Genomic DNA, 18,546 nt, shown 5'->3' with positions numbered 1-18,546 from the left:
AATCAAGGGCGTCCGCTGACCAGGGCGAGCAATTCATCGCCGTAGCGCCGCGCCTTGGCAAGACCGATTCCCGGTACCGCGAGCAGCGCCTGCGGCGAATCAGGCAGCAGCGAAGCGATCTCATGCAACGCCCGATCGTGCAGGATCACGTAGGCCGGCACTCCCTGCTCGTGTGCTTTCTCGCTCCGCCAGCTGCGCAGCCTGGCAAACAGTGGCGAAGCGTTTGCTGGCGCGCTGCTGGCACTGCCCGACGCGACTCTGCTCCTGGCTTCCCTGCTCTTTGGTCGTTCGACCCGGCGGCGCAGCTTGAGGCTGATTTCGCCCTTGAGGATCGGGCGCGCGCTGTCTGTCAGCTTCAGCGCACCGTAGGCCGTGGCGTCAGCCTCCAGCACGCCAGCCGCGAGAAGCTGCCGGAACACCGACCGCCAAGCCATGTCGTCCATCTCCGCACCCACCGCGAAGGTCGGCAGACGATCGTGGCCAAACTGCCTCACCTTGTCCGTACTCTTGCCACGCAGAATGTCTATCAGATGCCCGGCGCCGAAACGCTGGCCGGTACGCAGCGCTGCCGACAGCACCTTCTGCGCTGCCACCGTTCCATCCCAGACCAGCGGCGGGTCGAGACAGACATCGCAGTTACCGCAAGGCTCGGCCTGCTCACCGAAATGGTTGAGCAGGACAACCCGGCGGCAACTCGCCGATTCACAGTAGGCGAGCATGCTGTCGAGTTTCTCCCTTTCGACGCGCTTCTGTTCGATGGGCGCCGACGAGTCCTCGATCATCTGACGGTGGATCACCACATCATTGAGCCCGTAGGTCATCCAGGCTTCCGCCGGATCACCATCGCGTCCGCCGCGCCCGGTTTCCTGATAGTAGGCTTCGACGCTCCTGGGCAGATCGAGGTGTGCGACGAAGCGCACATCCGGCTTGTCGATGCCCATTCCGAAAGCAATCGTCGCCACCATCACCAGGCCGTCTTCACGCAGAAAGCGGTACTGGTGGCGCTGACGGTCAGCGGCCGTCAGACCCGCGTGGTAGGGCAAGGCGGGGATTCCCTGCGCGCTCAACCAGGCCGCCGTCTCATCAACCTTGCGCCGCGACAGGCAATAGACGATCCCCGCCTCACCGTGATGGGCACCCAGAAACGTGAGCAGCTGCTTGCGCGGGTTGTCCCGCTCAACGATCGTGTAACGGATGTTTGGCCGGTCGAAACTGTCGACGTACAGCCTCGCGTCTTCAAGGCGGAGGCGGGTGATGATTTCCTGCCGCGTCTGCTGATCGGCAGTCGCCGTCAGTGCAATGCGCGGTACGGTGGGAAATCGCTCGTGCAATTGCGAGAGCTGGATATACTCCGGGCGAAAGTCGTGTCCCCACTGTGAAACACAATGGGCCTCGTCGATGGCGAACAGGGCAACCTGCCGGCGAGCAACCAGTTGCTCCAGCAGGCTGATGAAACGGTCGCTGAGCAGCCGCTCCGGGGCCACGTAGATCAGATCCAGTTCGCCATTCAGCAAGCGGCGTTCGGTATCGACCAACGATCGGAAATCCTGCGAAGAGTTCAGGAAAGCGGCTCTCACATCCGCCTGCTGCAATGTGTCAACCTGATCCTGCATCAGTGCGATCAAGGGCGAAACGACAACCCCGACACCCTCTCGCAAGAGTGCCGGGATCTGATAGCAGAGCGATTTGCCACCGCCGGTCGGCATCAGCACCAGCGCGTCACCGCCAGCAACGATCTGGTCCACGATCTCCGCCTGCTGACCACGAAACGAGGAATAGCCAAACACGCGATGCAGCGTGTCGACTGCGCGCGAAGTCATTGCCGCAGACGCCGGTCGCCCGCTGCAGCGCCAGCGGGGCTTCGCCGGACGTGCAGGACAGGGGGCCCTGGCCGACGGCGAAGCCGACAGTCGATCAGCGCAAACGCTCCCGGGCCAGATGCTCTCCGTTCCAGCATAGACATTCGCCTTGCGTTTCATTCCAGTCGGCCAGCACCCAGCGCTCGACGTGGATGCCATCGACCATGTGGTCGTGCGTCGCGGGACGATGCGTGTGGCCGTGAATCAGGCTTGCGTAGCCATGCAGTCGCAGGAAATCTTCGGTCGCAACCGCATTGACGTCCATCAGGTAATCCGCCTTGTCGCGCTTGGCGAACTCGCTTTTCTGGCGCAGATCCCTGGCAATCGCCCTGCGCTCGACCAGCGGGCGAGCGAGAAAGGCCTGTTGCCAGTCCGCCTGGCGAACCAGCGCACGAAACGACTGGTACTCCTGGTCGTCGGTGCAGAGCGCATCGCCATGCGAGAGCACGAACTGCCAGGTTGGCAAAGACAGGACGAAAGGGTCGGGTACGAGACGGGCACCACTACGGGCAGCAAAGCGCTCACCGAGCAGGAAATCGCGGTTGCCGTGCATGATCGATACGGGGACACCGGCCAACACCAGCTGGTGCAGGGCATCGACGGTTTCCCCGGCGAACGGATCCTCGCCGTCGTCGAGGCAATCGTCACCCGGCCACGCTTCAAACAGATCGCCAAGGATGAATAACTGCTCGGCCGCGCGCGCGCGTCCGCCAAGAAAATCGTGAAAGATTCGCGTCACGCCCGGAGCTTGCGGCGCCAGGTGGAGATCGGAAACGAACAGGATCAATGCGACGACAGCTCAGGGGCGGTATGGCGTTTCAGCAAACCTCTGCCCGCTCGATCAGGACATCCGCCACCGGCACGTCGCTGTGAAGACCGGAAGACCCTGTCTTGACGGCCTTGATCCGGTCGACGACCTCGCTCCCCTCAACCACCTTGCCGAACACGCAGTAGCCCCAGCCCTGCGCGTTGGGCGCACGGAAGTTGAGAAAGTCATTGTTCACCAGGTTGATGAAAAACTGGGCGGTCGCCGAGTGCGGCTCCGCTGTGCGGGCCATGGCGACCGTGTAGGCGTCGTTCTTGAGGCCGTTGTCCGCTTCATTCGCGATCGGCGCCTTGCACGGCTTCTGCTTCATGCCCGGAGCGAAACCGCCGCCCTGAACCATGAAGCCGGGAATCACACGATGGAAAATCGTATTGTCGTAGTGGCCGGCGGCAACGTAATCGAGGAAGTTCTTGGCCGACAGGGGCGCCTTTTCGGCATCCACTTCGATACCGATAACGCCAAAACTGGTGTGCAGCTTGATCATGGTTTTCCTTTCTCGGTAATGATCTTGACCGACTGAATGATGACCGGCTCAAGCGGAACATTCTGGTGCATCGAGCGGCTTCCGGTCGCCACCCCGGCGATCTTGTCCACCACGTCCATGCCTTGAGTGACCTTGCCAAAAACGGTGTAGCCCCAGCCGTCAGAGGCGGGATAGTTGAGTGCCGCGTTGTCGCGGTGATTGATGAAAAACTGGGAACTCGCCGAGTGCGGGTCTGCGGTGCGGGCCATTGCGATCGTTCCGCGTTCGTTCTTCAGACCATTCTTGCCTTCATTCTGCACTTTCCTGGCCGCCGGCTTCTGTGCCATTTCAACGGTAAAACCACCGCCCTGGATCATGAAGCCAGGAATGACGCGGTGAAAGACTGTGCCCGTGTAGAACCCCTCGTCGACGTACTGGACGAAATTCTGGACGGTCTTTGGTGCCTTTTCGGAATCGAGCTCGATCACGATCCGGCCCATGTTGGTCTGCATTTCGACGCTTGGAGCAGCCAGCGCCGTAACGGCAAGCCATCCGCCGGCAATCAGGGCAAGTTTCCTGTACATCACACAACTCCTTCACAAGTGGTTTTCGAGAGGCGGACTGCACGATAGAGTACCGCTGCCGTCTCATTTTCCGGTTTCATCGACGGTCCCGGCTCACCGCCCGGCCACTCGCGGCTGGCCGACCAGGACGGTTCCGGGCGCGTCGTCAACCGACGCGTTCCTGCTGGATCAGCCATTTTCCCTTGGCCCTGACGAGGACCATTGTCTTGGTCACCAAAGAATCGAGGTATGGCGAACTGTAGTTCTGCCTGAGCCGCACCGTCGCCTTGTCGTCGGCAAACGACACCTTGATGTCTTCGACTTTGACCAGGAGTTTGCCCGGCTTCTTCATCGCTCGCGTGCGCCCCTCTTCCCATGCCTTGCGAGCCACTCCGCCGGGCGGACGGAAATCAGCCGCATAGTAAGCGAAATAGGCCTTGGCGTCCTTGCGTGACCAGGCGTTGGCCCAGCCCTGCAGGGTCTTCGTCACGCCCGCCTCGTCACCGACTCGAGCCGCCGGCGAAACCCCTTCCGTCGGCTTGGCGGTTGCTACGCCAGCGCCGGCGGACGCTGCTGCCGCCGCGGCATTGGCCGTGTTGCTGGTTTCGCCGGTCAGCCGCATCGCCTCACCCTGTCCGCCGACACGGTTCGATAGCGGGCCGGCCGGGTCACGAAGCCTGGTCAGCTTGGACTGTGTCATCCGCCTCGACGGATCAAGCTGCAAGGCTTTCTCGTACGCTTGGCTAGCCAGCCTGGAATGAAGGTCGCCGAGGTTCTCGAAGGCCGTGGCGTAGGCCGGATGAATCCTGATGGCCATCTCCAGCGCCGTACGAGCCTTGTCGTACTGCTTTTGCTGGGCATAGAGGACAGCCAAGTTGTTGTAGGGCTCAGGCAACTCGGGATAGTCCTCGACGAGCTTGCCGAACACGGCTATCGCTTCCGCTGGACGACCCATCTCGGCAAGGATCAGTCCCTTGGTGAATCTCCCCTGGGCATCGTCGGGCTTGCTCGCAACATGGACTTCGATCGCTTCGAGTGCCCGTGAAGGATCACCCTGCTTCATCAGCCGCTGGGCATCTGAAAGGCTGTCTGCCATGGCAATGAAGGCAGCGCAACTCATGAGACAGCCGATAACGACGGCTGGCAAGGAAGCCCGCACAGGCGGCGGAAAGTTCGAACGCATCGTTATGGTATACTCGGCCACGCAGCGGTTGGATGTCACTTAACCGAACGATTCTAACAAGAAGCGCGACCAAACCAAAGTACTCCGCACGCGATCTGCTCGCCGCGGAGGACCGCCGTGGGCCCAGGAATGCTGAAGATCTACAACTCGCTGACAAGGGAAAAACAGGACTTCGTACCGATCACGCCAGGCAGTGTGCGGATGTACGTCTGTGGAATGACCGTCTACGATTACTGCCATCTGGGTCATGCCCGAGTTCTGGTGGTTTTTGACCTGGTTCAGCGCTGGCTGCGAGCGAGCGGGCTGCAGGTGTGCTATGTCCGGAATATCACCGATATCGATGACAAAATCATCAAACGGGCGCGGGAAAACAACGAAAGCATAGGCGAACTGACCGCACGCTTCATCCGCTTCATGGATGAGGACGCGGCAGCGCTGGGGGTGGAAAAGCCGGACCATGAACCGCGCGCAACCGAGCACGTGCCGCAGATGCTCGCGCTGATTGGGCAGCTCGAAAAAAATGGGCTTGCTTACCAAGCTGCGGCTGGTGACGTGAACTTTTCGGTGCGCAAGTTTCCCGGCTACGGCAAGCTCTCGGGGAAGTCGCTTGACGACCTGCAGGCCGGTGAGCGCGTCGACGTCGACGCAGGCAAGGAGGATCCGCTCGACTTCGTGCTCTGGAAACAGGCCAAGGAGGGTGAGCCTTTCTGGGCTTCGCCCTGGGGCAATGGAAGGCCAGGCTGGCACATCGAGTGTTCAGCGATGAGTTCGGAGCTGCTGGGTAAGCACTTTGACATTCATGGCGGAGGACAGGACCTGCAGTTTCCTCACCATGAAAATGAGATTGCGCAGTCCGAAGGAGCGCACGCCTGCCGCTTCGTCAACTACTGGATGCACAACGGTTTCGTTCGCGTCGATGACGAGAAGATGTCGAAATCGCTCGGCAATTTTTTCACCATCAGGGAAATCCTCAAGAGGTACGATCCCGAGGTGCTGCGTTTCTTCATTGTGCGTGCGCACTATCGCAGCCCGCTGAACTATTCTGATGCCCACCTCGACGATGCCCGCCATGCCTTGAGCCGGCTCTATACCGCGCTCAAGGCTGCGCAACCCGGGAATTCCGAGGTCGACTGGACCGAGGCACATGCGCTTCGCTTCGGTGCGGCAATGAATGACGACTTCAACACCCCCGAAGCCTGTGCCGTCTTGTTCGATCTGGCTGCCGAGGTAAACCGTAGCAAGTCTGCCGAGCTGGCCAGCCAGTTGCGTGGTCTGTCTGGGTTGCTGGGCCTGCTCAGGCGTGACCCGCAGGTGTTCCTGCAGGCGACGCCGAGCAGCGGTGAAGAAATGCCCGCCGAGCGCATTGAAACACTCATCGCGGCGCGCGCGGCCGCAAAACAGGGCAGGGATTACGCTGCAGCGGACAGAATCCGCGCCGAACTGGCAGTCGCCGGAGTCGTCCTGGAGGATGGCGTCAAGGGAACAAGCTGGCGTCGCGCCTGATTGCCCCGCCGCTATCGGACGAGACACTGGCCCCTCGCCCGGCACGGCTGCCGCAGACTGCTGAGGTCCTAACGAAGAACCCGGCCGCCGCTGCCAACCACCGTCAGGTCGACAAACCGGGAGCCAAATCGCTCGCTGGCCGAGTAGCTGACGCGGTAGCCGCCCAGATCGTGGTTCTGCATGCTCTCCAGACTGGTTATCAGCTTTTCGCGGGTGAGATCCTTGCCAGACTTCCGGAGCGCATCAACCAGCACCTTCGCCATAGCGTAGGCCTCGACGCCATAGTAGGTGGGTTTACCCTGTTTACCGAGCAGTTTCTGGTATTCGCGCACCATCGGCGTGGTGTCGTTCCAGGGGTAGGGCATGACCTGCGAAATCCCTATGCCGCGGGCTTCGTCGCCGAGCTCCTGGACCAGCAGGTCAGCGCCAACCGGCGAGAGCGTCATGAACTGCGGCGTCTGATTGGCCTTCCGCATCGCCCGCACGAAAGCCGCAGTCGGCTTGTAGAGCGTCACCATGATCACGGCTTGCGGGTTTGCCCTCGTGATTGTCTGAACCGCCTGGCCGACATCGACCGAGTTACGCTCCACCGTAGCGACTGCTGACGGCGACTGATTGTGTTTCCCGAGCGCCGCGACGACGCCATCGAGGCCTGACTTGCCGAAGCCGTCATTCTGGTAGAGGACGGCAATGTTCTTGAAACCGAGCGAGGTCAGCTGGTTGACGATCGCTTCGGTCTCGTTCGCGTAACTCGCGCGTACGTTGAACATGTAGCGATTGTTCGGGTTGTCTTTGGGTGACTGCCGGATCGAATCGGCACCGGAAATGGTTCCGACCAGTGGCACCCTGGCCACACCGAAAACCTCGTTCATTGCCGCCGTTGTTGGACTGGATCCGTACGACGCGAGCAAGGCAAACACCTGCTCCTGGCTGATCAGTGCCCTGGTATTGGCGACCGCCCGCTCGGTCTCGTAGCCATCGTCCAGCGCCCGCAGTTCAAGCCTTCGGCCATGGATGCCGCCCGCATCGTTGAGCTGACGAAAATAGGCGTTGATGACCATTTTCATGTCCAGCCCGTAAGCCCCGTTCGGGCCCGAAAACGGGGCTGTCATGCCGATCAGGATACTCCTGTCGGTGACGCCGACCTCACCCGCGACAACCCCGCCGATCCAGCTCAGCAAGCCAAACAGCAGCGCTCTAGCAAGCCCCATGCCGCCCCCCTCCCAGTGTGTACGTCCCCCACCGTGACTTACTGACCACGGCCAGCACCAGAGAAGGATGGCGAAACAAGCTGACACTGTGCTTACACGATGGAACTGCTACTGAATGCTGCGGACGCTGCAGAGGCCTGCCGCGCCTCACAAGGCAGAAACGATGCGCCTCAGGTGGCTGCAAAAAAGTCGCGTACCCGATCCATCCAGGACTTTGCGCGCGGGTTATGGTGCGCAGAGTTCTCTCGACTGGACTCCTCCAGCTCACGCAACAGCTCTTTTTGCCGTTCCGTGAGATGAACCGGTGTTTCGACCACCACGTGACACAGCAGGTCACCGTGAGCATTGCTGCGAACTCCCTTGATGCCTTTGCCACGCAAACGAAAGGTCTTTCCGGACTGAGTCTCCGGCGGAACACGAATCTTCGCTACGCCGTCAAGGGTCGGGATATCGATTTCTCCACCGAGAGCGGCGGTTGTAAAACTGATGGGCATCTCACAGTGCAGATCATTCTGTTCGCGCTGAAAAACCGGATGCGCCTTGAGGTGAATCTGGACATAAAGGTCTCCCGAAGGGCCGCCGTTGATGCCGTGCTCGCCTTCGCTCGAGAGCCGAATGCGATCGCCCTCATCGACGCCGGCGGGAATCTTGACCGCCAGCGTCTTGTGCTGCTTGACCCGCCCAGCCCCGTGACAAGCAGTGCACGGATCGGCAATGTAACGTCCGGTGCCGTGACACTTTGGGCAGGTCTGCTGGATAGAGAAGAAACCCTGTTGCAGACGTACCTGACCGCTACCCTGGCAGGTCGGGCAGGTCTTCGGCTGCGTACCGGCTTTGGCGCCACTCCCATGGCAGGCGTCGCAAACCTCCATCGTTGGGATGCGAATCTTGGTTTCGGTGCCGAAGGCCGCCTGTTCTAGCGTGATCTCGAGGTTGTAGCGTAGATCGGCGCCACGGTAGACGTTCGACCGGCCACCTCGCCGGCCACCGAAAATCTCGTCGAAGATGCCGCCGAAAGCGTCCGAAAAACCAGCCGCTCCAGCAGCCCCCATACCCGCCTGCGGATCAATGCCGGCATGACCGTATTGGTCGTAGGCGGCGCGCTTCTCCCCGTCCGTAAGAATCTCGTAGGCTTCCTTGACTTCCTTGAAGTGTTCCTCGGCCTTGGGGTTATCCGGGTTCCGGTCCGGATGATATTTCATTGCCAGCTTGCGGTAAGCCTTCTTTATTTCATCATCCGAGGCGTCTCGATTGACCCCCAGAATATCGTAAAAGTCGCGTTTGGCCATGGGTTCTTCAATGCATTGAGGGACGGAGCGAGGCGCGATTATACGCCCCGCCCTTCAGGTGGATGCCTACTTCTTGTCCTTGACTTCGGTGAATTCGGCGTCCACCACGTCGCTGTCGTCCTTTTTTGCCTCGCCGCCAGCTCCGCCAGAGCCCTCGGCGCCACCGGAATGCTCCTGCTGCTTGGCGTACATCTTCTCGCCAAGCTTCTGTGCCGCTGTCCCAAGCGCCTCACTCTTTCCCTTGATCTCTTCGAGATCGCTGCCGCGGATGGCCTCTTCGGCTTCCTTCATCGCCTTTTCTATGACCGCCTTCTCGCTGTCGGAGAGTTCCTTGCCATATTCGGCCAGCGACTTCTTGACGGTGTGAATCATACCGTCGCACTGATTGCGTGCCTCCGCCAGTTCATGAGCTTTCCGATCCTCTTCCGCGTGCATCTCGGCGTCCTGCACCATGCGCTGCACTTCCGCCTCACTGAGGCCCGACGAGGCCTGGATCCTGATCTTGTTCTCCTTGCCAGTCGCCTTGTCCTTGGCCGAAACATGCAGGATGCCGTTGGCGTCAATATCAAAGGTGACTTCAATCTGCGGCATGCCGCGGGGCGCCGGCGGAATATCCGAGAGGTTGAACTGGCCGAGACTCTTGTTGCCGGCAGCCATTTCGCGCTCACCCTGCAGAACGTGAATCGTGACCGCGGACTGGCCATCGTCAGCCGTCGAGAAAACCTGTGTCGCCTTGGTCGGAATGGTTGTGTTCTTCTTGATCAGCTTGGTCATCACGCCACCCAGCGTCTCGATACCCAGCGACAGGGGCGTCACGTCGAGCAGAAGAACGTCCTTGACCTCGCCCTGCAGGACGCCGCCCTGGATCGCTGCACCGACAGCAACGGCTTCGTCCGGGTTGACGTCCCGACGCGGTTCGCGGCCGAAAAACTCCTTCACTTTCTCCTGAACCTTGGGCATCCGGGACTGGCCACCAACCAGGATGACGTCGTTGATGTCACCGATCTTGCAGCCGGCATCCTTGAGTGCAATGCGACACGGCTCGATGGTGCGCTCGATCAGATCGTCCACCAGCGACTCGAACTTGGCCCGGGTGATCTTCAGTGTCAGGTGCTTGGGGCCCGATGCGTCAGCCGTGATGTACGGCAGGTTGATCTCGTTCTGCTGGCCGGACGACAGCTCGATCTTGGCTTTTTCGGCAGCATCCTTGAGGCGCTGCAGGGCAAGAACGTCGGCCTTCAGGTTAACGCCGGACTCCTTCTTGAATTCGTCAATGATGTAGTCGATCAGACGCTGGTCGAAGTCTTCGCCACCGAGGAAAGTGTCGCCATTGGTCGACAGCACTTCGAACTGATGCTCACCTTCGACCTCTGCGATCTCGATGATGGAGATATCGAAGGTGCCGCCCCCGAGGTCATAGACTGCGATCTTCTTGTCGCCCTGCTTCTTGTCCATACCAAAGGCCAGGGCCGCAGCCGTCGGCTCATTGATGATGCGCTTCACCTCAAGACCGGCGATTCGCCCCGCGTCCTTGGTCGCCTGACGCTGACTGTCGTTGAAATAGGCAGGCACGGTGATGACCGCGTCGGTGACTTCCTCCCCAAGGTAATCCTCGGCGGTTTTCTTCATCTTGCGCAACACTTCGGCGGAGACCTGTGGCGGGGCAATCTTCTTGCCTCGCACCTCCACCCAGGCGTCGCCATTGTCCGCCTTGAGGATCTTGAAGGGCATCAGCGAGATGTCTTTCTGTACTTCCTTCTCTTCAAAGCGACGCCCAATCAGTCGCTTGACGGCGTACAGGGTATTCCGTGGATTGGTTACCGCCTGACGCTTGGCCGGCGCGCCGCAGAGGATCTCGCCATCCTCCGCATAGGCAACGATCGACGGCGTAGTCCGCGCGCCTTCAGAGTTTTCGATGACTTTTGGCTTGCCGTTTTCCATCACGGCAACACAGGAGTTGGTCGTGCCCAGGTCAATCCCGATGATCTTGCCCATTTCACAATCCTTTCAGTATCTCTTTGTTTTGTATTGATATTTGCCAAGCACCAGACGGCTTGCTCACGCCCTCTAGCTGGGGATCATTGCGCCGATTTCAAGCTGCTTCCCTTGGCAACGATGACCAGCGCCGGGCGCAGCACGCGGTCAGCCAATAGATAGCCCTTCTGCAGGACGGTCACGATGGTGTTCGGCTCCTGTTCGGATTCAACGACGCTGATCGCCTGATGGCGATGCGGATCGAATTTTTCGCCAATGGGATTGACTTCAGTCAGTGCTGATTTCTCGAAAGCGGCGGCCAGTTGCCTGAGGGTGAGTTCCGTGCCCGAGCGAAGACTCTCCACACTGGCCGTTTCGATACCCAGAGCGGCTTCAAGGCTATCCTTCACGGCCAATAACTCCCGCGCGAAGCGATCGATTGCGAACTTTGCAGCCTTGGCAATGTCTTCCTGAGCCCGGCGGCGAACATTCTCGGTTTCGGCTTTGGCACGGAGCCACGCGTCGTGGTATTCGTCGGACTTCAATTGCGCTTGGTGGAGGGCCTGCTCGACACTGGGGATTTCCTCTCCAGTCAACCTGCCATCGGCCGCCGCGTCGGTCGTGTCTGGCGGCTGGTCTGCGGCGCCAATCTCATTGGGTACGCTGTCATTCACTTGCATAGATGGTGATCTCCCTGAAAAACGGAAGAGAGTTTGGGGCGAGTTTGGCAATTTCAAGTCTTTTCTTGGTCGGGCTGGTCGTAACCGGCAATACATTTGATGGATAATTTTTCATCCGGGCAACGCTTCTGCTGATAGCATTTGATCCCCACTGGTCCTGGATGGAGTCTGGTACTGGCATGCTGGAAAAAATCGGCAAGTATGAAGTCATTCGCTCCCTTGGCAAGGGCGCGACTGCTATCGTCTACTTGGCCCGCGATCCGGACTTGGACCGACTCGTCGCCATCAAGTTGATCCGTTTCGGTGAGGACAATGCAGCCATGTCGCGACGTCTGCGCAAGCTGTTCCAGACCGAGGATTCGATTGGTCGGCGCCTCGATCATCCGAACATCGTCAAGATCTACGACGCAGTGGTTGAGCCGGAACGTGCTTATCTGGCGATGGAGTTTGTTGACGGCGCAGCACTCGACAAGTTCTGCGCCATCAATCGTCTGCTGCCGATGCACCGGGTGATCGGGATCATCTTCAAGTGCTGCCTGGCCCTCGACCACGCCTTCCGCCAGGGCATCGTGCACCGTGACATCAAGCCGGCGAATATCCTGATTGATGCGAACGACAACCCGAAGATCACCGATTTCGGCCTCGGCCTGAATCTGCGCAAGGATATGGGCCAGGACTCCACTTTTGTCATGGGTGTCGGATCACCGGCCTACATGTCTCCCGAGCAGGTCAAGAACTATCCTCTCAGCCACAAGACTGACCTCTATTCGCTTGGCGTCCTGCTCTTTCAGTTGCTCACCGGGCGCCTGCCATTTCGCGCCAACAACCCCGCGACGCTGGTCTACAAGATCGTCAACATGGACTCGCCATCGGTCTGCGCACTTAATCCTAACTTGCCGCCCGGCCTCGATCCGATCATCAAGAAGGCGCTAGAAAAGGATCTTTACAGCCGCTATCGCAATGGCGCCGAGTTCGCAAAGGATCTGTCGGCAGTACGCTACCAGATGCAGGAGGAAGATCAGACGCAGCAGGACATGACTCACTTCGAAAGGCTGCGCAAGGTTGCCTTCTTTGCTGAATTCGAGGACATCGAACTCTGGGAAGTGTTGCGCATCAGCGTCTGGCGGGAGCTTTCGGAAAAAGTGACCCTGATCCGCGAGGGCGACCATCATCGCCGGTTTGGTATCGTGGTGGACGGCTTTGTCGAGGTCTCCGCCAGCGGGCGGGTGATTTGCCGCCTCGGTTCGGGAGAAGTGGTCGGCGAAATGGCGTTCCTGCACCCAAGCGATAGCTGCCGTCAAGCAACGGTGGTCACGCTGGAACCCACCCTTTTTCTTGACATCAATAGTGCCGCCCTGGACTTGAGTTCTGACGAAGTCCGCGAACGCTTCAACAAGGTTTTGCTGGTCAAGGTGCTCAACCGCCTGCGCGAAGCCAACAAGGCACTCGCGAAATTGGGTCAGGCAGCGGTGCAAGGCAGTGCTACGGCAGCGGCTCCCGGCTCGACGTCACCACTCGAGTTGCTGTGAAACGGCACGACCGAGACACAGCGAGCGTGGCCACTGCTCACGACCTCTGGTTTCTTCCTGGCGCTCCGGGCTAGCCGGGACGATTCGTCTTTGCAGCCACGTGTGAGACAATCCTGAGCTATTGACGCCAAGTCCTGTCGTTGCCTGGCCGACTGCTGGGCGTCACGGACTCACACAACAAGCCACTATCAGGCGGGCGTGCCCGCAAGACAGGATAAGCTTCATGCCCGATCTCGCTTCGCCGACTTTCTGGATTGCGGTCCTCCAGATCATAGCCATTGACATCCTGCTCGGGGGAGACAACGCCGTGGTGATTGCCCTGGCGTGCCGCAAACTGCCCGACGCACAGCGCAACAAAGGAATCTTCTGGGGCGTCTTCGGTGCCATTGGTCTGCGCGTCATTCTGATCTATTTCGCCCTCCAACTGCTTGCCGTTCCCTACCTCAAGATCGTTGGCGGACTGCTGTTGTTCTGGATCGGGATCAAGTTGGTCCTGCCGGAAGACGAGAATGAGCACGGCAATGTACAGGGAAGTAGCACGCTGGCCGGAGCGATCAAGACGATCATCGTCGCCGACGCGGTGATGAGCGTGGACAACGTGATCGCGGTGGCTGGTGCTGCCCACGGATCGATTGTTCTCGTCGTTTTCGGCATAGCGGTCTCGATCCCGATCGTGGTCTGGGGCAGCAAACTGGTCCTCGCCCTGATGGATCGATTCCCGGTCGTGATCACTGCCGGTGGGGCGCTTCTCGGCTGGATCGGCGGTGGCATGTTGGTCACTGACCCGGCATTTCCGTCAGTCTGGCGAGAGATTGTTCCGCACACCGCTTACCTGGCGTCCGGACTTGGCGCGCTGCTGGTGGTCGTGGCTGGCAAGTGGCTGGCAAGCCGGCAACGCGCGCCACATGCAATCATTGAACTGGCCGCAACAGGCGCCGAAAAAACGGAGAAAGGAAACTAGCAATGCCCTCGTTATGGTTGGTGCCCGTCGACGGCTCGCAGGCTTCCCTGCGCGCCGTCGACCATGTCGTCCAGGAAGTGCTCAGAGACGCCTCTGGGCTGGAAGTCGTCCTGATCAACGTGCAACCCCCCCTGCCCTCAGACGTCACCCGCTTCGTCAGCAGCACGGTCATCCATGACTACCACCGTGAGACGGGCGATGCCGCCCTGGCTGACGCTCGCGCCAAGCTGGAGGCAGCCGGGGTCGCCTATTCTCAGCACATCCTGGTCGGCGAGCCCGCCCCGACGATTGTCGACTTCGCCAGAGAGCGTGGCTGCATGTTGATCGTGATGGGAGCTCGCGGTCTGGGGACAGTGACCGGAGTACTGCTCGGCTCGGTGACACAGCGTGTGGTCCACCTCACCGATCTGCCGGTCGTGGTGGTCAAGTAGGCTGGAGTGGCGCTGAGCGAGCAATCTTCGTGCTGGTCTGCTACAAGACGTAGCGTGACAGATCCTCGTTCTGCGCCAGTTCGGAGAGCCGGCTGTCCACATACCCGGCATCAATGGCAAGCCTCTCGACTCCTCCCTTGCTGGCAGAAAACGACACCTCTTCAAGCAAGCGCTCCATCACTGTGTACAGCCGGCGGGCGCCGATGTTTTCAGTCCGCTCGTTGACCGACCAGGCGATCTCTGCCAGACGCCTGATACCGTCGGCCGCAAAGTCGAGCGCCACCCCTTCGGTGGCAAGCAGCGCCTGATACTGCTTGGTCAGGCAGGCGTCCGTCTGTGTCATGATGCACTCGAAATCGGCCACCGAAAGCGAATCCAGCTCGACGCGAATCGGCAGGCGACCCTGCAACTCAGGAATCAAATCCGACGGTTTGGCCAAGTGGAACGCACCACTGGCGATAAACAAGATGTGATCGGTGCGAATCATCCCGTATTTGGTCGAGACCGTGGTCCCTTCGACGAGTGGCAAGAGGTCGCGCTGCACCCCTTGACGCGAGACGTCAACGCCGTGCGTATCGCTGCGGGAGGCAATCTTGTCGATTTCATCGAGAAAGACGATGCCGTTCTGCTCGACGTTCCTGACCGCATCGAGTTTGACCTCCTCGTCATTGACCAGCTTCGCCGCTTCCTCCTCGACCAGCATCCGGCGAGCCTCGAGAATCTTCAGCTTGCGCGATTTCTTCCGGCCGCCACCCATGTTCTGGAACATGCCCTGGATCTGCGCCGTCAGCTCCTCCATGCCTGGCGGTGCAAAGATCTCGGCCTGCATTGAAGGCGCCGCGACCTCCACCTCGATCTCCTTGTCGTCAAGTTCGCCCTCGCGCAACCGCTTGCGGAATTTCTGCCGTGTCGCGCTGTCCTCGGTCGCTTGCGCGTCATTGAAGAAGTTGCCGCGAGCGGGCGGTAACAACGCGTCGAGAATGCGATCTTCGGCCGCATCATCGGCACGTGCGCGCACCGCTTTCATCGCGTGCTCGCGCCCACTCTTGACAGCAATCTCTACCAGATCGCGGATGATCGTCTCAACGTCTCGGCCGACGTAGCCGACCTCGGTGAACTTGGTGGCCTCGATCTTGATGAACGGCGCGTTGGCCAGGCGCGCCAGGCGGCGCGCGATTTCGGTCTTGCCAACACCGGTCGGTCCGATCATCAGGATGTTCTTCGGCGTGATCTCCTGCCGCAATGGCTCGGCCACCTGCGCCCGCCGCCAGCGGTTGCGCAGCGCGATGGCCACGGCCTTCTTGGCCTTGCCCTGTCCAACGATATGCTTGTCCAGTTCGTGAACAATTTCCTGCGGGGTCATGGACGACATGATTATTCCAGCACCTCGATGGTCAAGTTCTGATTGGTATAGATGCACAAATCACCGGCAATCTGCAGCGACTTACGGACCACTTCGGCAGCGTCGAGTTCGCTATTCTCAACCAGCGCGCGCGCCGCCGAGTGTGCGAAAGCGCCACCCGAGCCAATGGCGACGATGCCGTATTCAGGTTCAAGGACATCGCCATTGCCGGTAATGATCAAGGAATTCTCCCGGTCGGCCACCGCCAGCATGGCATCGAGCCGGCGCAGGGCACGGTCACTTCTCCAGTCCTTGGCAAGTTCAACCGCCGAGCGGAGGAGATTTCCCTGATGCTTGTCCAGCTTCGCTTCAAAGCGCTCAAAGAGGGTAAAGGCATCGGCCGTGCCGCCGGCAAAACCGGCCAGAATCCTGCCCTGATGGATACGCCGAACCTTGCGCGCGCTGGACTTGATGACGATGTTGCCAAGGGTGACCTGCCCGTCACCGCCCATGGCAACACACTGGCCGCGGCGAACGGACAGAATCGTCGTACCGTGGTACTGGTCCATACGCAACTCCTGTTGGTGGTCCTAATTTCTGGCGAGAACGACCTCGGCAACGGCCTTCAGCCCGACGACGCGGAACAACTCGGCAAGCAGGTAGTTGGGATGACGGAATATGACCTGTCTCCCCTGCCTCTTCACCGTGGTGAGAAGGTTGAGCAGGGCACCCGCACTGAGGAAGTCCATCCGCGTTACCGCTGAGCAGTCGATCAGCACCGGATCGTTGGCAGCAGCGTACGCGAGCAAGTCGCCGAAACGCGAGGCCTTGACATCGCCTTTGACGACATACGCCTCGGGTGCCCACGCATCGGCGACGGCGGCAACGAGTGGCTCCGGCCCGGGCTCGGTTACCCGCCCGGCCTCCCAGGACGGTGGGGAAATTTCGAAAGTCACGGCATAGTTGATCGCCACATCCTCGAAAGTATCCAGTTGCCCGCGCAGTTGACAGAACTCGAGCTTAAGCAGCCAGCAGGCCCGATCTTCCGGTCGACCGGGCACGACCCGGTTATCGAGCAGAGCAGTGATGTAATCGCGGCCGAGCAACTCAATCTCCCGTCGACCTCTGCGAGCCTGTTGCATCAGAGCCAGGAGCCGCTCGCAACCGGCAGCATCAAGCTTGCGCACCCTTGACAGATCCAGACGAAGGAGCGGGTTCCGCTCGACTGCCTGGCGCACAGCCTCGAATCCGGCGTCGTTGTCGCCGGTCAGGTCACCCTTGAAGAACACCGTACCCGGCACCTTGGCCTGTACCTGCGCCCCACCGACGGCCTCCCGCCAGCCTGGTGGGGACTTCTCGAACGACTCGGCGTATTCGAGTCCCAAAGCCTCGAAAGCGGCCTTCTGACCGGTCAGTCGGAAGAGGTCGAAAAGCATCAGCCACAAGCGCTCACCTGGACCGGATCGATAGGCGCGCGTCGCGTTCTCGAGCAGTAAGCGGACTGCACCATCCTGCCCATTGGCATACAGCATGGCCGCTTCTTCCGCCTCGGCATCGATCGGATCCACTTCGGCTTCGACCTGAAAATCTGGCGCCGTCTCGCTAAACAGGAATTCACTCAAATCCAGCGGTTGCGTATCGGTCCTCGCCACCGGTGTGGCGAACGGAACGTCCGCCCGTGCCAAGCCGACCGGCGCAGCAGCCGACACCCTGGGCTTGTCTTCCGGCGGAACGCCGGGAGTACCGCCCTTATCGTCCATGGAGCGAGGACTGGCTGCCGGCCGGGCAACCATCTTCTTTTCCGGTGGCTGCTTCTTGAAAAACGAAAAAACCATGGGCAAAGAGAAGTGCAGACGTTTTCGCGATGAATTCTCCTTGTAACACATCGTTCCACACACTGCAATTTCAATCCGGACCAAGCGCCGTTCAACGCTCCCGCAACGGCTATCTGCTGCTCATTCTGCGCATACCAGCGGTGGCACCACTGCCGCCCCAAGCACGCCCGGGCGAGCAACCGCATGCTTTGCCGGGCGTTTGCATCCCGGTCAAGGCGGGCTACAGCACTTTGGTTTGGGGTTGTTTCTTGTTAGAATCAGAAGCTTCTGTGATGCCCATCCGCTGCCCGACCAAAAAGACTTTCATCATGCGTTCGAACTCTCCGAAGCCTTTGCCGGCGACGTTTCCAGCCTGGATCTTCGGTCTGGTCATGTGTTGCGTGTTCTCCTTGGCCAGCGCCGACGAGTTTTCCGATGTTCGCCGTTTGTTGAAGCAGGGGCAGACGTCGGAAGCACTGCAAAAAGTCGACGCGCAGATAGCGAAACAACCGAAACAATTGCAGGGACGATTTCTCAAAGGGCTGATCCTCGTTGAGATGGGCCGCTCGGCGGAAGCAATTGGCGTCTTCAGGGAGCTGACCGAAGACTTTCCAGAGCAGCCCGAACCCTACAACAACCTTGCCGTTCTCTACGCCCAGCAGAAGCAGTACAACATGGCGCTGACGGTACTCGAGATGGCCGTCAGGACTCATCCTGGCTACGCGATCGCCCACGAGAACCTTGGCGATGTTTACGCCAGGCTTGCCAGCCACTCCTATGACCAGGCCCTGCAACTGGATCCTTCGAACAAGGCAACGCAGTTCAAGCTGTCGAAACTGCGTGAGTTCGACAGCGCGCCGTCGGGCAGCACAAGCAAATAAGGTCCGAGGACGAGACCGTTCGGCAAGTCCAGGCAGA

Annotated in this window: 17 protein-coding genes; 5 read left to right on the top strand and 12 right to left on the bottom strand. The window is 60.1% G+C overall.

Going from position 1 to position 18,546, the window contains the following annotated elements; genetic code table 11:
- Nucleotides 1-2: 2 nt before the first annotated feature.
- The 5 genes from recQ to V5B44_RS01860 form a co-directional block, all read right to left on the bottom strand.
- Nucleotides 3-1,820 (bottom strand): DNA helicase RecQ, encoded by a 1,818-nt coding sequence (gene recQ, locus V5B44_RS01880; protein WP_332357418.1) that lies wholly within the window; start codon nucleotides 1,818-1,820, stop codon nucleotides 3-5.
- Nucleotides 1,821-1,914: 94 nt separating this feature from the next.
- Nucleotides 1,915-2,646, bottom strand: a complete 732-nt coding sequence (locus V5B44_RS01875) for a UDP-2,3-diacylglucosamine diphosphatase (protein WP_332357417.1) — start codon at nucleotides 2,644-2,646, stop codon at nucleotides 1,915-1,917.
- A 31-nt stretch (nucleotides 2,647-2,677) separates the two neighbouring features.
- Nucleotides 2,678-3,169, bottom strand: coding sequence for a peptidylprolyl isomerase (locus V5B44_RS01870; protein WP_332357416.1), 492 nt, complete (start codon nucleotides 3,167-3,169; stop codon nucleotides 2,678-2,680).
- A complete protein-coding gene (locus tag V5B44_RS01865; RefSeq protein ID WP_332357415.1) occupies nucleotides 3,166-3,732 on the bottom strand; it encodes a peptidylprolyl isomerase in 567 nt (188 codons plus the stop codon). Before V5B44_RS01865 ends, V5B44_RS01870 begins: the two co-directional genes overlap by 4 nt.
- A gap of 145 nt (nucleotides 3,733-3,877) precedes the next feature.
- Entirely contained in the window at nucleotides 3,878-4,831 is a 954-nt protein-coding gene (locus tag V5B44_RS01860) for a tetratricopeptide repeat protein (RefSeq protein ID WP_332357414.1), read from the bottom strand.
- A gap of 192 nt (nucleotides 4,832-5,023) precedes the next feature.
- On the opposite strand from V5B44_RS01860, the gene cysS reads away from it, so the two are divergent.
- Nucleotides 5,024-6,397, top strand: a complete 1,374-nt coding sequence (cysS, locus tag V5B44_RS01855) for a cysteine--tRNA ligase (RefSeq protein WP_332357872.1) — start codon at nucleotides 5,024-5,026, stop codon at nucleotides 6,395-6,397.
- Between the two features lie 68 nt (nucleotides 6,398-6,465).
- Here the strand turns inward: cysS and V5B44_RS01850 are convergent, their stop codons facing one another.
- The 4 genes from V5B44_RS01850 to grpE all read right to left on the bottom strand — a co-directional run bounded on the left by V5B44_RS01850 (nucleotide 6,466) and on the right by grpE (nucleotide 11,551).
- Nucleotides 6,466-7,608 (bottom strand): ABC transporter substrate-binding protein, encoded by a 1,143-nt coding sequence (locus V5B44_RS01850; protein WP_332357413.1) that lies wholly within the window; start codon nucleotides 7,606-7,608, stop codon nucleotides 6,466-6,468.
- A 170-nt stretch (nucleotides 7,609-7,778) separates the two neighbouring features.
- Nucleotides 7,779-8,897, bottom strand: a complete 1,119-nt coding sequence (gene dnaJ / locus V5B44_RS01845) for a molecular chaperone DnaJ (RefSeq protein WP_332357412.1) — start codon at nucleotides 8,895-8,897, stop codon at nucleotides 7,779-7,781.
- A 66-nt stretch (nucleotides 8,898-8,963) separates the two neighbouring features.
- A complete protein-coding gene (gene dnaK / locus V5B44_RS01840) occupies nucleotides 8,964-10,892 on the bottom strand; it encodes a molecular chaperone DnaK (protein WP_332357411.1) in 1,929 nt (642 codons plus the stop codon).
- An 83-nt stretch (nucleotides 10,893-10,975) separates the two neighbouring features.
- Nucleotides 10,976-11,551 carry a nucleotide exchange factor GrpE gene (gene grpE / locus V5B44_RS01835; protein ID WP_434735401.1) on the bottom strand — a complete coding sequence of 192 codons (576 nt, stop codon included), beginning with the start codon at nucleotides 11,549-11,551 and terminating at the stop codon, nucleotides 10,976-10,978.
- Nucleotides 11,552-11,730: 179 nt separating this feature from the next.
- Between grpE and V5B44_RS01830 the strand changes: the two genes are divergently transcribed.
- The 3 genes from V5B44_RS01830 to V5B44_RS01820 all read left to right on the top strand — a co-directional run bounded on the left by V5B44_RS01830 (nucleotide 11,731) and on the right by V5B44_RS01820 (nucleotide 14,472).
- Nucleotides 11,731-13,080, top strand: a complete 1,350-nt coding sequence (locus V5B44_RS01830) for a serine/threonine-protein kinase (protein WP_332357409.1) — start codon at nucleotides 11,731-11,733, stop codon at nucleotides 13,078-13,080.
- A 223-nt stretch (nucleotides 13,081-13,303) separates the two neighbouring features.
- Nucleotides 13,304-14,041 (top strand): TerC family protein, encoded by a 738-nt coding sequence (locus V5B44_RS01825; RefSeq protein ID WP_332357408.1) that lies wholly within the window; start codon nucleotides 13,304-13,306, stop codon nucleotides 14,039-14,041.
- 2 nt (nucleotides 14,042-14,043) lie between these two features.
- On the top strand, nucleotides 14,044-14,472 hold the full coding sequence (locus V5B44_RS01820; RefSeq protein ID WP_332357407.1) for a universal stress protein: 429 nt from the start codon (nucleotides 14,044-14,046) through the stop codon (nucleotides 14,470-14,472).
- 40 nt (nucleotides 14,473-14,512) lie between these two features.
- Here V5B44_RS01820 and hslU read toward each other — a convergent pair whose 3' ends face one another.
- Genes hslU through V5B44_RS01805 form a run of 3 tightly spaced genes read right to left on the bottom strand, consistent with a single transcriptional unit; the run spans nucleotide 14,513 to nucleotide 17,649 of the window.
- A complete protein-coding gene (gene hslU, locus V5B44_RS01815) occupies nucleotides 14,513-15,844 on the bottom strand; it encodes an ATP-dependent protease ATPase subunit HslU (protein WP_332357406.1) in 1,332 nt (443 codons plus the stop codon).
- Between the two features lie 2 nt (nucleotides 15,845-15,846).
- On the bottom strand, nucleotides 15,847-16,383 hold the full coding sequence (gene hslV / locus V5B44_RS01810; protein ID WP_332357405.1) for an ATP-dependent protease subunit HslV: 537 nt from the start codon (nucleotides 16,381-16,383) through the stop codon (nucleotides 15,847-15,849).
- Nucleotides 16,384-16,404: 21 nt separating this feature from the next.
- Entirely contained in the window at nucleotides 16,405-17,649 is a 1,245-nt protein-coding gene (locus V5B44_RS01805; RefSeq protein ID WP_332357404.1) for an STAS domain-containing protein, read from the bottom strand.
- A gap of 29 nt (nucleotides 17,650-17,678) precedes the next feature.
- On the opposite strand from V5B44_RS01805, the gene V5B44_RS01800 reads away from it, so the two are divergent.
- Nucleotides 17,679-18,509, top strand: a complete 831-nt coding sequence (locus V5B44_RS01800; protein WP_332357403.1) for a tetratricopeptide repeat protein — start codon at nucleotides 17,679-17,681, stop codon at nucleotides 18,507-18,509.
- Nucleotides 18,510-18,546 lie beyond the last annotated feature (37 nt).

It is taken from the genome of Candidatus Accumulibacter necessarius (assembly GCF_036625085.1).
This window is presented reverse-complemented; position numbering and strand designations above follow the sequence as displayed.